This window comes from Achromobacter aegrifaciens (genome assembly GCF_902859965.1).
In the GTDB taxonomy this organism is placed as follows: domain Bacteria; phylum Pseudomonadota; class Gammaproteobacteria; order Burkholderiales; family Burkholderiaceae_B; genus Achromobacter; species Achromobacter aegrifaciens.
In genome coordinates this window covers 1,997,003-2,010,711 of sequence record NZ_CADIKO010000001.1, presented here as the reverse complement: position 1 = coordinate 2,010,711, position 13,709 = coordinate 1,997,003, and the positions used below count along the sequence as shown (strand labels likewise).

Sequence of the window (13,709 nt, the reverse complement as noted above, 5' to 3'; positions counted from 1 at the left end):
GACCTCGTTTCCTGTTCTGCTTTGCGGGCGCGGGAACGCGCCGAGGCAAGAAGCTTATAGACATGAAGCGCCCAAACCAAATAACCAGCGCTTATTTAGGTATGCGCGCCCCGGCACGCAAGCGCCGGGGCGGACAGGCAGAAGAGCATAGCAACAGGCCGCACAGCGGCGCATGCGCGCCGTCAAGCCGGCATCAGGCGGCCAGCGAGATCGACACTGGTTCGTTGGCCTCGCACGCGTCCAGCGCGCGGCCCAGCCGCACCATGCCCTGGGCGATCTGGCTTTCATTCATGGTGGCGAACGACATGCGCATGGCATGCAGGTCGGCCTGCGCAGCATCCGCGTAGAACGCCTTGCCCGGCACGTAGACGACCTCGTGCTCGATGGCGTAGGGCAAGAGGCGCGTGGCGTCGATCTCGCCCGTCAGGCGGGCCCAGAAGAACATGCCGCCCTCGGGCTTGCTGAAGGTGACGCGGCCGTTGAGTTCGCGGGCCAGCGATTCCGCCATGGCGTCACAGCGCAGGCCGTAGGCTGCGCGGATGCGCGGCACGTGTTCGCCGTAGCGGCCATTGGCCAGGTATTGGGCCACGACTTCCTGGATCCAGGCGGACGAGGCCATGTCGTCGGCTGCCTTGGCGCTGACGCAGCGGCGGCGGACTTCGGGCGGCGCCACCAGCCAGCCGATGCGCAGCGCCGGCGCCATGGTCTTGGACATGCTGGCCAGGTACACGGCCCAGTGGCGCGCTTCGCCCTCGGCCAGCGCGGCGATGGGCGGCACTGCTTCGCCGGCAAAGCGCAGTTCGCTGTAGGGATCGTCTTCAACGATCAGGAAGCGGTGCTTGACCGCCAGTTCCAGCAGCCGCAGGCGGCGCTCGCGCGTCAGGGTCGCGCCGCAGGGGTTGGAGAACGATGCGACCACGCAGACCATCTTGGGCTTGATGCGGCCGGCCAGTTCGTCCAGCGCGTCCACGTCGATGCCTTCGGGACCCGACTGCACCGTATGCACCGTTGCGCCGGTGTAACGCAGCGCCTGCACGGAATTCGGAAACGCGGGCGATTCGATGATGGCATGGTCGCCGGGCTGCAGCATGACGCGGGTCAGCAAAGCCAGGGCCTGCTGCGAGCCGCCGGTCACGACCAGCTCGGTATCCGCGTTGCAGATAAGGCCGCGCTCGGCCGACAGACGTGCCAGCTCGTGGCGCAGGCTGGCCTGGCCGTCGATGTTGGAATACTGCAGGCAGGCGCCCAGGCGGGCCAGGACCTGGGTCGACGCGATCGACAGGCCTTCCACGTCGAACAGTTCCTGCGCGGGATAGCCGCCCGCCAGCGAAATGGTGCCCGGCCGCATGGCATACGGCATGAGCGATCGGATGGGGGAAGCTGGGGGATTCAGGAAAGGCGTGGCGAAAGCGTATTCAGGCGCTGCGGTGGACATGGCGGGAGACTGTGTAGGTTGGATACCGTGTCGCCCGCTGGGGCGGCGCCGGATGGCATAGAACATTGAAATATAAACAAATATCTTCAAATTCTAAGCCTGCCGATCAGACAGGGTCAACGACGCGCACGGGCGCTGTGGCGAAACGATCGGGCGCAGTCCTACACTATGGGACATCCCGTTCCTACCAGAGAGCTGAATGACCGCCGTAGACACCATGGCCGGGCGCCTTGCCCAGATCCAGCAACGCATCGCCGACGCCTGCGCGCGCGCCGGCCGCAGCCCGGACAGCGTGACGCTGCTGCCCGTCAGCAAGACCTTCGGCGTGGACGCCATCCGCGAGGGCATGGCGCTGGGGCTGACCCGCTACGGCGAAAACAAGACGCAGGAAATCCGCCAGAAAGCCGCGGCGCTGGACGGCCTGGGCCTGCAATGGGTGCTGATCGGCCATCTGCAGACCAATAAGGCCCGCGACGCGGCGCGCGACGCCGCCGAAGTCCAGTCGCTGGACCGGGTGGAGCTGGCCGAAGCCCTGCACCGCCGCCTGGCCAACGAAGGCCGGACGCTGGACGTGCTGGTGCAGGTCAAGACTTCGTCCGAGCCCACCAAGTACGGCATGGACCCCGCCGACGTGCCCGCCTTCCTGCGCCGCATCACCGCCGACTTTCCGACGCTACGTGTGCAAGGCCTGATGACGCTGGCCGTGAATTCGCCGGATCCCGCCGAGGTGCGCGCCTGCTTCCGCACCCTGCGCGAGCTGCGCGACCGCCTGCGGCAGGAAAACCTGCCAGGCGTATCGCTGGACCGTCTCTCGATGGGCATGAGCGGAGACTTCGAGCTGGCGATCGAGGAAGGCTCGACCGAGGTGCGTATCGGCTCGGCGATCTTCGGCGCCCGCAGCTATCCCGATCCGCAATAAGCCGCTGAGAACAGGGCACAAAACATCTGCCGATTGCCGGGGACGCAAGGCATAATAACGGCGCATAACAGGCCCCCCGCTTACCCTGCGGCGGCGGCCCATACTCAATTCCGCACTTGGAGACACCCCATGCATAAGCACGCGAAGCGCCTGTTGGCGCTGGCCGCCCTGTCCCTGGCCGCCGGCGCGGCCTCGGCCCAATCCTGGCCCACCCAGCCGATCCGCTGGATCGTGCCCTACCCGGCCGGCGGCGGCACCGACGTCGTGGCGCGCACGGTGGCAAGCGGCCTGGAAAAGCCGCTGGGCCAGACCATCGTGGTCGAAAACCGCCCCGGCGCCGCCACCATCATCGGCGCCACCGCCATCGCCCAGGCCGAGGCCAACGGCTACATGGTCGGCACGGCCGACTCGGGCACGCTGGCCTTCAACCCGTCGCTGTACGCCAAGCTGTCCTACGATCCGTCCAAGTTCACCTACATCGGCGGCATCGCCAAGTTCCCGCTGCTGCTGGCCGTGAACGTCAATTCGCCGTTCAAGACCGTGGACGACGTGATCCAGGCCGCCAAGAAAGAGCCGGGTAAGCTGTCGGCGGCGTCCGCCGGCGCGGGTTCGCCGCATCACCTGGCGCTGGAACTCTTCAAGCAGCGTACCAACGCCAACGTGCTGCACGTGCCCTACAAGGGCGCAGCGCCCGCCGTGCAGGATCTGCTGGGCGGACAGGTAGACCTGATGTTCATCGACCTGGCCTCGGGCTTGCCCAACGTCAAGGCCGGCAAGCTGCGCGTGTTGGCCGCGGCCACTCCGGAACGCGTCGCCGCGCTGCCGGACGTGCCCACCATGGCCGAACAAGGCGTGCCCAACTTCACCGCCTATGCCTGGCAAGGCCTGGTCGGCCCGGCCGGCCTGCCGGAGCCCGTCGTCAAGAAGCTGGCCGCCGACCTGGAAGCCACGCTGAAGTCGCCCGCCGTATCGCAGAAGATCCTGGACATGGGCGTCATCCCGATGCCGATGTCCTCGCAGGAGTTCAAGGCCTACGCCGAACAGGAACGCAGCGCCTGGGCGGACGTGATCAAGAAGGCCGGCATCAAGCTGGAGTAAACCTCCGGCTCACTGCCACAGCTGAAAAAAAACCGCGGCCAGCAATGGCCGCGGTTTTTTCTTGCGCGTATCTTGCGCGGACTGCCGGCCTAGACCAGCACCCGCTCGATGCCGCCCGCGTTGGCGCGGCGCACGTACTCTTCCATCCAGCCTTCGCCCAGGATATGGCGCGCCATCTCGACCACGATGTAGTCCGCGTCCATGCCGGTGTCGCCTTCATAGCGCGACAGACCCTGCAGGCACGACGGGCAGGAGGTCAGCACCTTCACGTCGCCGGTGAAACCGTCGCTGCGCAAGGCGGCATCGCCCTTGAGCAGCTCTTCCTGCTTGCGGAAGCGCACCTGCGTGGAGATGTCCGGACGGCTCACGGCCAGCGTGCCCGATTCGCCGCAGCAGCGGTCGCTCTTGACGGCGTCGTCGCCAACCAGGGCGCGCACGGTCTTCATGGGTTCCTGCAGCTTCATGGGCGTGTGGCAGGGGTCGTGGTACATGTAGCGCACGCCCTTGGCCCCTTCCAGCTTGATGCCCTTTTCCAGCAGGTACTCGTGGATGTCGATCAGGCGGCAGCCCGGGAAGATCTTGTCGAACTCGTAGCCCGCCAACTGGTCGTAGCAAGTGCCGCAGCTGACCACCACCGTCTTGATGTCCAGGTAGTTCAGCGTGTTGGCAACGCGGTGGAACAGCACCCGGTTGTCGGTGATGATCTGCTCGGCCTTGTCCGTCATGCCGTTGCCGCGCTGGGGATAGCCGCAGCACAGGTAGCCCGGCGGCAGCACGGTCTGCACGCCCGCGTGCCACAGCATGGCCTGCGTGGCCAGGCCCACCTGCGAGAACAGGCGTTCGGAGCCGCAGCCCGGGAAGTAGAACACCGCTTCCGTGTCGGCCGTGGTGGCCTTGGGATCGCGGATGATGGGCACGTAGTTCGCGTCTTCGATGTCCAGCAGCTTGCGCGCCGCCTGCTTGGGCAGCCCGCCGGGCATCTTCTTGTTCACGAAGTGGACCACCTGCTCGCGCAGCGGCGGCTTGCCCACCGTGGCCGGAGGCGCGGCGGTCTGCTTCTTCACCAGGCCCGACAGCAGGTCATGCGCGGCGCGCTGGACCTTGTAGCCCACGCCCACCATCGCCTTGCGGGTGGCGTTGATGGTCGCCGGATCCTTGGCGTTCAGGAAGAACATGGCGCTGGCCGTGCCCGGATTGAACGACTTGCGGCCCATGCGGCGCAGCACGGCGCGCATGTTCATCGACACGTCGCCGAAGTCGATGTCGACCGGACAGGGGTTGTAGCACTTGTGGCAGACCGTGCAATGGTCGGCCACGTCCTCGAACTCTTCCCAGTGCTTGAGGCTGACGCCGCGCCGGGTCTGCTCTTCGTACAGGAAGGCTTCCACCAGCAACGAGGTGGCCAGGATCTTGTTGCGCGGCGAATACAGCAGGTTGGCGCGCGGCACGTGGGTGGCGCATACCGGCTTGCACTTGCCGCAGCGCAGGCAGTCCTTGATGGATTCGGAGATGGCGCCGATGTCGCTTTGCTGCATGATCAGCGACTCGTGGCCCATCAGGTTGAAGCTGGGCGTCCAGGCGTGGCGCAGGTCCGCGCCCGGCATCAGCTTGCCGGCGTTGAAGTGGCCGTTGGGATCGACGCGGCGCTTGTAGTCCTGGAACGGGGCCAGTTCGGCCTCGGTCAGGAATTCGTACTTGGTCAGGCCGATACCGTGCTCGCCCGAGATCACGCCGTCCAGGTCGCGGGCGATCTGCATGATGCGCTCGACGGCCTGGTGGGCCTCCTGCAGCATGCCGTAGTCGTCCGAGTTGACCGGGATATTGGTATGCACGTTGCCGTCGCCGGCGTGCATGTGCAGCGCCACGAACACGCGGCTCTTCAACACGCGGCCATGGATGGCGATCATCTCGTCGATGATCTTCTTGTAGGCTGCGCCCGAGAACGTGCGCTGCAGGCCCGCCAGCACCTCCGTCTTCCAGGACAGGCGGATGGTGCGGTCCTGCACCACGTCGAAGACGCGCGCGCCGGGCTGCGCCGCGAGGCGGTCCGACAAGGCGGGTTGCAATTCACCCAGGCCCAGGCCGTGCAGCTCGGGCAGCGCCTGCAGGAGCGGCAGGTCCAGGTTGTCCAGCAGCCACTGCCAGCGCTGCCGGACGGCGGCCACCAGTTCCAGCGCCTGGCGCGTGCGCTCGGCCAGCATTTCGGCGCGGGTCGTCTCGACGTCCGTGTCGTCGATCTTGCCGACCGGCAACGGCGTGCACAGATAGGCGTCCAGCTCGCCCAGCAGCTTGAGCTTGTTGCTGGTCGAGAGTTCGATGTTGATGCGTTCGATGTGATCGGTGTACTCGCCCATGCGCGGCAGCGGGATCACCACGTCTTCGTTGATCTTGAAGGCGTTGGTGTGGCGCGCGATGGCGGCGGTGCGCGAACGGTCCAGCCAGAACTTCTTGCGCGCTTCGGGGCTGACGGCCACAAAGCCTTCGCCGTGGCGCGTGTTGGCCAGGCGCACGACTTCGCTGGACGCCGCGGCCACGGCGTCTTCGTCGTCGCCGACGATGTCGCCGATCAGGACCATCTTGGGCAGCACGCCGCGCTTGCTCTTGGTGGCGTAGCCCACCGCGCGCAGATAGCGTTCGTCCAGGTGCTCAAGACCTGCCAGGATGGCGCCGCGGGCGCGGCCTTCGCCGTCCAGGTAGCCCTTGACCTCGACGATCGACGGGATCGCGTCGCGAGCCTGGCCGAAGAACTCCATACAGACGGTGCGCGTGTAGCGCGGCATGCGGTGCAGCACCCAGCGCGCCGACGTGATCAGGCCGTCGCAGCCTTCCTTCTGGATGCCGGGCAGGCCAGCCAGGAACTTGTCGGTGACGTCCTTGCCCAGGCCTTCCTTGCGGAACACGCGGCCCTGGATTTCCAGGGTTTCGGTCTTCAGCAGGCGCTCGCCCGGCTTGCCGCGGCCGTCGAACCACTTGAGCTCGAAGCGCGCCACGTCCACGTCATGGATCTTGCCCATGTTGTGGTCGAGGCGGCTGACTTCCAGCCAGTTGCCGTTCGGGTCGACCATGCGCCACCAGGCCAGGTTGTCCAGCGCGGTGCCCCACAGCACGGCCTTCTTGCCGCCCGCGTTCATGGCGATGTTGCCGCCCACGCAGGAAGCCTCGGCCGAGGTCGGGTCGACGGCGAACACGAAGCCCGCGGCCTCGGCGGCCTCGGAAACGCGCTTGGTCACCACACCGGCGCCGGCATGGATGACCGCCACGGGCTCGGTCAGCCCGGGCAGCAGACAGGACTCGACCTTGCCCAGCTTGTCGAACTTTTCGGTGTTGATCACCGCCGACTTCCAGGTCAGCGGAATGGCGCCGCCGGTATAACCGGTGCCGCCGCCTCGCGGGATGATGGTCAGCCCGAGTTCAATACAGGCGGTGACCAGCGCGGCGATCTCGTCTTCCGAGTCCGGCGTCAGCACCACGAAGGGGTATTCCACGCGCCAGTCGGTGGCGTCGGTCACGTGCGAGACGCGCGACAGGCCGTCGAACTTGATGTTGTCGCGGGCGGTGATGCGGCCCAGCACCTTCTGCGCCTGCTTGCGCATCATGGCGGTCTGGTCGAATTCGCCCTCGAATGCGGCGATGGCGGAGCGCGCCCGCGCCAGCAGTCCGACGACCTTCTCGTCGCGGTGCGGATCATGGCCGGCCTCGGCGGGCACGTCCGGTTCGCGGCGACGGTCGATTTCGCCCAGGCGGTGATGCAGGGCTTCGATGAGCTGCTTGCGGCGCTTGGGATTGTCGAGCAGGTCGTCCTGCAGATAGGGGTTGCGGCGCACCACCCAGATGTCGCCCAGCACCTCGTACAGCATGCGCGCGGAACGGCCGGTACGGCGTTCGCCGCGCAGGTCGCTCAGCAGGCTCCAGGCGTCGTCGCCCAGCAAGCGGCCGACAATCTCGCGGTCGGAAAACGACGTGTAGTTGTACGGGATTTCGCGCAAGCGCGCGGGTGCTGCGGGCGGCATCGCCCCGTTCAAGATGTGGCTAGCGAGTGGGGCGTTCATGGCTGCAAGAAGGGGGCCCTTAAAAAATTATTTTATGCCATAGGCCGAGTCTGGCCCCTAATACCCCTAGGGAAGCGCTCGAAACTCGGAAATGAGAGGGGCGGTGCGTCCCCAATTAAGTGCAATCCTGGCGCTAGATCTGCCCGGGGAAAAACCACAGCAGTCCGGCCGTCATGACCAGATAGCGCAGGAATTTGCCGATGGCCATGTAGACCACGCAAGGCCAGAACGACAGCCGCAGCCACCCTGCCACGGCGCACAGCGGATCGCCCACTGCGGGCAGCCAGGACAGCAGCAGCGCCGGCGGCCCCATGCGGTGGATCCAGTCATGGGCCCGCTCGTTCCAGCGTCCGCGCATGCGTCCGCCTTCGGTCGCGTCAGGATGCGGATGGGGGTGGTGTTCCTTCCAGCGCTGCACGGCGCGCTCGGCGCCCAGGCCCATGGCATAGCTGATGGCGCCGCCCACGGTATTGCCCGCGGTCGCCACCAGGATGGCCGGCCAGAACATGTCCGGCGCCAGCTTGATGTAGCCGAACACGGCGGGTTCCGAACCCAAGGGCAGCAGGGTCGCGGACACCAGCGAGACCGTGAAGATCGCGGACAGGCCGACCGAGGGCAGCGACAGCACCCCCAGCATCCAATGCACAGCGGATAACAGACTTTCTTCCATAGTGGGGCGAGTGTAGCCGCGCGCGGGTGCATAATCTGCCCCACCTTCCTACTTCTTGCCCCGCCCGCTGTCCATGTCCACTGACTATCTGAAACGCATCCTGACCTCCAAGGTTTACGACGTAGCGGTCGAATCGCCGCTGGAGACGGCGCCGCTGCTGTCGCAGCGGATCTCGAACACGGTGCTGCTCAAGCGCGAAGATACCCAGGCGGTGTTCAGCTTCAAGCTGCGCGGGGCCTACAACAAGATGGCCAACCTGAGCCCGGCCGCGCGCAACCGCGGCGTCATCGCGGCCTCGGCGGGCAACCACGCCCAGGGTGTGGCGCTGGCCGCCAGCCGGCTGGGCTGCCGCGCCGTCATCGTCATGCCCACCACCAGCCCGCAAGTGAAGATCGACGCGGTGCGCCGCCTGGGCGGCGAAGTCGTGCTGGCCGGCGAGAGCTTTTCCGACGCCTACGCGCACGCGCAGATCCTGGAAAAGAAAGAGAAGCTGACCTTCGTCCACCCCTTCGACGACCCTGACGTGATCGCCGGCCAGGGCACCGTGGGCATGGAGATCCTGCGCCAGCATCCCGGCCCGATCGACGCCATCTTCGTGGCCATCGGCGGCGGCGGGCTGATCGCGGGCGTGGCCGCCTACATCAAGCAGCTGCGCCCGGAAATCAAGATCATCGGCGTGCAGACGGAAGATTCCGACGCCATGCTGCGCAGCGTGCGCGCGGGCCGCCGCGTGCAGTTGAACGATGTGGGGCTGTTCTCGGACGGCACGGCGGTCAAGATGGTGGGCGCGGAAACCTTCAAGCTCACGCGCCAGTACGTGGACGACTTCGTGGTGGTCAACACCGATGCGATCTGCGCGGCCATCAAGGACGTGTTCCAGGACACGCGCAGCGTGCTGGAGCCGGCCGGCGCGATGGCGGTCGCGGGCGCCAAGCAGTACGCGGCCGAACACAATCTGAAGGGCAAGACGCTGGTGGCGATCGCCTGCGGCGCCAACATGAATTTCGACCGGCTGCGCTTCGTGTCCGAACGCGCCGAAGTCGGCGAAATGCGCGAAGCCGTGTTCGCCGTCACCATGCCGGAACAGCGCGGCAGCTTCCGCCGCTTCTGTGAACTGGTGGGCGAGCGCAGCGTGACCGAATTCAACTACCGCATCTCCGACGCGGACCGCGCACACGTCTTCGTCGGCATCCAGGTGTCCTCGGCGTCCGAACCCGACAAGATCGCCGCAAACTTCCGCCGTCACGGCTTTGACACGCTGGACCTGACCCACGACGAAATGGCCAAGACCCACCTGCGCCACATGGTGGGCGGGCGCTCGGCGCTGGCGCGCAACGAACTGCTGTACCGCTTTGAATTCCCGGAACGCCCGGGCGCGCTGATGCGTTTTCTGAACGCCATGAATCCGGACTGGAACATCAGCCTGTTCCATTACCGCAACCAGGGTGCGGATTATGGCCGCATCCTGATCGGCATCCAGGTGCCGCCCGCCGACAAGAAGCAGTTCCGCAGCTTCGTCGCGGAACTGGGCTATCCCCACTGGAACGAGACCGACAATCCGGCCTACAAGCTGTTCCTCTAAATCCACGCCCTTCACGCGGGCGCATAAAAAACGAGAGGGCCTCCTTGCGGAGGCCCTTCCCTTCCCTGCTCTACAAACGTCCGGCGGCAACCAGTAGGGGGGGGTTCGCTGTCACTCGGCGGCCCACGGAGATGAGCCGCGCATTCAGCAAGGTCTTGCCGGACGTCCTAGCGCTTAGAAACGGTGACGCACACCCACGGCGACTGCCGTGTCGGTCGCATCGCGCTGGAACGCGTAGTTGTCGCCGTAGGAGGCGTACGCGTACAGGTTGGTGCGCTTGGTGAAGTCGTAGGTGTAGCCCAAGCTGTAGACGTTGAACGTTGCGTCGTCGCCCGTCAGCTTGTCGTTGCTGGCGGTCGCGCGCTGCCACGAACCGAAGACCGCGTGGCGGCCCAGCGGCACGGTCGCGCCGATCATGTACGAATTGGCGCGGAAGCCGTCGGCCAGCTTGAACGTGCCCAGGTTCTGCATGCCAGCGGGCGTGGTACCCATGTTCTGGCCGACGAACCAGCCGTCGCGAGTCTGACCGAATGCCGCCGCAACCTTCACGACTTCGAAGTCGTACGAACCGCCCAGGATGTATTCCTGGATGCGGGCTTCGGACTTGCCGCCGGTCTGGCCGTTGGACGGATTGAAGCGGTCATACGCAGCAGCCAGGTTCAACGGGCCGTTGACGTATTGCACGCCCGCGGTCAGCACGCGGTTGTTGTTGCCAGTCTGGAAGCCGGTCTGCGAGGTGTCGCTGACGGCGTCATCGGCGCTGAAGGAGTAACCCACGCCCACCTTGAAGCCGCCCATGCTGGGGGTCTGGTACAGGACCATGTTGTCCAGGCGCATCGTGTTGGCGCTACCGAACGTGGTACCCATGTTGGCGGTGTTGTAGCTGATCGAGAACGGGTCGATCGAACCGAAGTACTTGGAAGCCAGGTTGGTCTGGCGGCCGAATTCCAGGCGGCCCCAGGTATCGCTGTCCAGGCCCACGGTGGCCTGGCGGCCCCACAGGCGACCGTTCTGCAGCGACTTGCCGTTCATGGGGCCGAAGCCGCCTTCCAGCGTGAACACCGCGCGCAGGCCGTCGCCCAGATCTTCGGTACCGCGCAGGCCAAAACGCGAGCCGCTGCTCACGCCCTGCACGCCGCCGAAACGGCTTTGCGAATTGCCGTCGAACTTAACCTTCTCGTAGCCGATACCGGCGTCGATCAAGCCGTACAGCGTCACGGAGTCTGCGGCTTGCGCAACGCCGGCAAAACCAGCCAGCAGCGCGACAGCCAATAGCGTCTTCTTCATATAAGTCCCCAAAATGGCGAGATGAAAGGCAAACCGCAAACCCACCGCGCACAGAGCTGGGAGTCTGCGTGCCGCTGCGAACAAGTTAGCGGCGCATGCACTGAAGCCAGTGTCCAGCCTGCGCCAATTCGAAGTAACCCGGATTTCGAAGAACTACTTTCCATGGTTGGGATAATCACGGCCTTCTGACTAGCTACCCTCTTTGGAAACCTGCGTTAACGTGTTGATATCAAATGCGAATTAAGGCTCGCAAAAAATCAAACAAGCCTCGGATATTCTCCTGCCGCGCCTGACCGGCCAACAAGACTTGTTGGCTGATTCGCACAATTCTGATGCGCAAACGCGACACTATTTGGCAAGCGCAGCCGAGCGCACCGCGCAGAAAAAAGCCCCTCGGCGTCCGTAGGGGCTTTTTCCTTGGTAGCGGGGCGACTTAACGGCCTTGGGGCGGATAGTCCAGTTCACCGAAGCTGTACTCGCCGCGCGCCTTGGCTTCAGCCAGTTCCTGGCGCACTTGTTCGCGGCTCTTGCCCGCGGTTTGCGACACGGCGGCCTTGGGCGGGTAGTCCAGTTCAGCAGAGGTCACCTGGCCAGCGGCCTTGGCGCTTTGCAGTTCCTGCTGGACTTGTTCACGCGACAGGCTGGTGCGCTCGACGGTGGCGGGCGGGTAGTCCAGTTCACCAAACGTGACCTGGCCGGCGGCCTTGGCGGCTTGCAGTTCCTGCTGGACCTGTTCACGCGTCTTGCCATCGGCGTGAGCGGCGGACATACCCACCAACGTTGCGGTAACCATGAGTGCGGTAGCTAGGGCTTTCATTGAGATGACTCCATCCTAAACCTTGCACATCGTCTTCTGCCAGGCTGGCAGGTGCGATATGACAATTTGATTGCTGGGACGAAGTATCTGGCGATTGCGGCCTAGTAAAAACCCTTATTTTGGGGAACATATTTGCACAGATGGGACAATTACGGGATGTTATCGCCAGAATCTGCGCATTTTTTGCACGGTTCCCCATACCATCCAGCGACGGCAAGACTTGCCAGCATTCAGCGGGAAGCAAGCTAGGTAAGAGAACATATGCAGCTGATCGGGTGGATGCGCCGTTCAGCGTGGGGAAATAGACATTTCTACTGGCGGGACAATTATTCCATTTATCATATGAATCCACCCAGAAATGGAATTAAATCGTGAGAGCCCCCATGGATATCCAGCTTAACGACATCGCTCTGTTTGTCGAAGTCGCCAAGCGCAAGAACTTCAGCCACGCGGCCGAAGCCTTGAATATTCCCACGTCCACGCTCTCGCGCCGCGTCAGCGAACTGGAGCGCAGCATCGGCATGCGGCTGCTCAACCGCAGCACGCGCAAGATCGACCTGACCGAGGCCGGCGCCATCTACTTCGAACGCTGCCGTCATATCGTGGAAGAAGCGCGCATTGCGCACGATCAGTTGCTGGACATGGCGGTGCAACCCAAGGGACGCCTGCGCATCTCGCTGCCCACCAGCCTGGCGCAGCTGTTCCTGCCCGCCGTCATCAGCGAATTCCGCGAGCAGCATCCGGATATCGAATGCGACTTCGATCTGAGCATGCGCCCGATCGACCCCATCAGCAATCCATTCGACCTGATCCTGCGCTTTGGCCAGCAGCCGGACTCCAGCCTGATCTCGCGCAAGATCGTGCTGATGGCCCATCAGCTATATGCCTCTCCCGAGTACCTGGCCCGCCACGGCGAGCCTCGGGTGCCCGCGGATCTCAGCCATCACGAATGTCTGCGCCCCACCATGCGCGAGGAGTCATCCTTCTGGATGCTGCATTCGGGCGACAAGGTGGAACGCGTACAAGTGTCGGGACGCCTGTCGGCCAACAACGTCGGCATGCTCGGACGGCTGGCCGGACAAGGCCTGGGCATCACGCCGCTGCTGGTCTTTGACGCGATGGAACGCGCCATCAAGCAAGCGGGCCTGGTGCGGGTGCTGCCGGAGTGGAGCCTGACGCCCCTGCCGCTCTTCGCGCTGCTGCCTTCGCGCATGCTGCCGGCGAAGACCAAGGCTTTCCTGGATTTCATACAACCCAGGTTGTCGGACGCTTGAGCGGCGGTTGTTAATGAGTTACGCGGGCGTGTCGGCGCTGTACTGACAGACGGTGTAGAGCGGCGTGCCGGTGGCGGCGACCTTGGCGGAACCGCCCAGGTCGGGCAGATCGATGATGGCGGCCGCCTCGACCACGTTGGCGCCCAGGCGCTGCAGCAGCTTGATGGCGGCCAGCATGGTGCCGCCGGTGGCGATCAGGTCGTCCACCAGCAGGACGCGCTGGCCGGTGCGCACGGAGTCCGTGTGCATTTCAACCGACGCGTTCCCGTACTCGAGCGAGTACTCCTCGGCCACGGTGCGGAACGGCAGCTTGCCCTTCTTGCGCACCGGCACAAAGCCCAGATTGAGTTCGTAAGCCAGCACGCTGCCCACGATGAAGCCGCGCGCATCCACGCCAGCCACCAGGTCCAGGCGCTGGCGCATATAGCGATAGACGAAGAGATCGATAAGCACCCGGAACGCGCGCGGATCCTGCAGCACGGGCGTGATGTCGCGAAAAATGACACCGGGTTGGGGCCAGTCTGGAACGCTGCGGATGGTGCGCCGGATGTACTCGGCGTTGTCGGTCTGCATGGAAG

General features: G+C 64.9%; 10 protein-coding genes. 4 read left to right on the top strand and 6 right to left on the bottom strand.

The genetic code is table 11. The features are described 5' to 3' along the window. Positions 1-193 precede the first annotated feature (193 nt). The gene (locus HV793_RS09365) at positions 194-1,435 is read right to left on the bottom strand and encodes an aminotransferase-like domain-containing protein (protein WP_054457747.1); all 1,242 of its coding nucleotides are present in this window, start codon (positions 1,433-1,435) and stop codon (positions 194-196) included. 199 nt (positions 1,436-1,634) lie between these two features. Between HV793_RS09365 and HV793_RS09360 the strand changes: the two genes are divergently transcribed. After that, positions 1,635-2,354 carry a YggS family pyridoxal phosphate-dependent enzyme gene (locus tag HV793_RS09360; RefSeq protein ID WP_175213034.1) on the top strand — a complete coding sequence of 240 codons (720 nt, stop codon included), beginning with the start codon at positions 1,635-1,637 and terminating at the stop codon, positions 2,352-2,354. 129 nt (positions 2,355-2,483) lie between these two features. Then, entirely contained in the window at positions 2,484-3,452 is a 969-nt protein-coding gene (locus HV793_RS09355; protein ID WP_054457749.1) for a Bug family tripartite tricarboxylate transporter substrate binding protein, read from the top strand. 89 nt (positions 3,453-3,541) lie between these two features. Here HV793_RS09355 and HV793_RS09350 read toward each other — a convergent pair whose 3' ends face one another. Further along, on the bottom strand, positions 3,542-7,501 hold the full coding sequence (locus tag HV793_RS09350) for a DUF3683 domain-containing protein (RefSeq protein ID WP_119450193.1): 3,960 nt from the start codon (positions 7,499-7,501) through the stop codon (positions 3,542-3,544). 133 nt (positions 7,502-7,634) lie between these two features. Continuing rightward, a complete protein-coding gene (locus HV793_RS09345) occupies positions 7,635-8,171 on the bottom strand; it encodes a YqaA family protein (protein WP_054457751.1) in 537 nt (178 codons plus the stop codon). 73 nt (positions 8,172-8,244) lie between these two features. Between HV793_RS09345 and ilvA the strand changes: the two genes are divergently transcribed. After that, a complete protein-coding gene (gene ilvA, locus HV793_RS09340; RefSeq protein ID WP_054457791.1) occupies positions 8,245-9,753 on the top strand; it encodes a threonine ammonia-lyase, biosynthetic in 1,509 nt (502 codons plus the stop codon). A gap of 174 nt (positions 9,754-9,927) precedes the next feature. Here the strand turns inward: ilvA and HV793_RS09335 are convergent, their stop codons facing one another. Further along, positions 9,928-11,040, bottom strand: a complete 1,113-nt coding sequence (locus HV793_RS09335; RefSeq protein WP_054457752.1) for a porin — start codon at positions 11,038-11,040, stop codon at positions 9,928-9,930. A 433-nt stretch (positions 11,041-11,473) separates the two neighbouring features. Beyond that, on the bottom strand, positions 11,474-11,857 hold the full coding sequence (locus tag HV793_RS09330) for a DUF4148 domain-containing protein (protein ID WP_054457753.1): 384 nt from the start codon (positions 11,855-11,857) through the stop codon (positions 11,474-11,476). A gap of 383 nt (positions 11,858-12,240) precedes the next feature. Between HV793_RS09330 and HV793_RS09325 the strand changes: the two genes are divergently transcribed. Next, positions 12,241-13,131, top strand: coding sequence for a LysR family transcriptional regulator (locus HV793_RS09325; protein WP_013396712.1), 891 nt, complete (start codon positions 12,241-12,243; stop codon positions 13,129-13,131). Positions 13,132-13,149: 18 nt separating this feature from the next. Here HV793_RS09325 and HV793_RS09320 read toward each other — a convergent pair whose 3' ends face one another. Further along, the gene (locus tag HV793_RS09320) at positions 13,150-13,704 is read right to left on the bottom strand and encodes an adenine phosphoribosyltransferase (protein ID WP_054457754.1); all 555 of its coding nucleotides are present in this window, start codon (positions 13,702-13,704) and stop codon (positions 13,150-13,152) included. Positions 13,705-13,709: the final 5 nt, after the last annotated feature.

Coding starts and splice junctions, on each gene's coding strand:
- HV793_RS09365 (WP_054457747.1), bottom strand. CDS start 1,435: ATGTCCACCGCAGCGCCTGAATACGCTTTCGCCACGCCTTTCCTGAAT.
- HV793_RS09360 (WP_175213034.1), top strand. CDS start 1,635: ATGACCGCCGTAGACACCATGGCCGGGCGCCTTGCCCAGATCCAGCAA.
- HV793_RS09355 (WP_054457749.1), top strand. CDS start 2,484: ATGCATAAGCACGCGAAGCGCCTGTTGGCGCTGGCCGCCCTGTCCCTG.
- HV793_RS09350 (WP_119450193.1), bottom strand. CDS start 7,501: ATGAACGCCCCACTCGCTAGCCACATCTTGAACGGGGCGATGCCGCCC.
- HV793_RS09345 (WP_054457751.1), bottom strand. CDS start 8,171: ATGGAAGAAAGTCTGTTATCCGCTGTGCATTGGATGCTGGGGGTGCTG.
- ilvA (WP_054457791.1), top strand. CDS start 8,245: ATGTCCACTGACTATCTGAAACGCATCCTGACCTCCAAGGTTTACGAC.
- HV793_RS09335 (WP_054457752.1), bottom strand. CDS start 11,040: ATGAAGAAGACGCTATTGGCTGTCGCGCTGCTGGCTGGTTTTGCCGGC.
- HV793_RS09330 (WP_054457753.1), bottom strand. CDS start 11,857: ATGAAAGCCCTAGCTACCGCACTCATGGTTACCGCAACGTTGGTGGGT.
- HV793_RS09325 (WP_013396712.1), top strand. CDS start 12,241: ATGGATATCCAGCTTAACGACATCGCTCTGTTTGTCGAAGTCGCCAAG.
- HV793_RS09320 (WP_054457754.1), bottom strand. CDS start 13,704: ATGCAGACCGACAACGCCGAGTACATCCGGCGCACCATCCGCAGCGTT.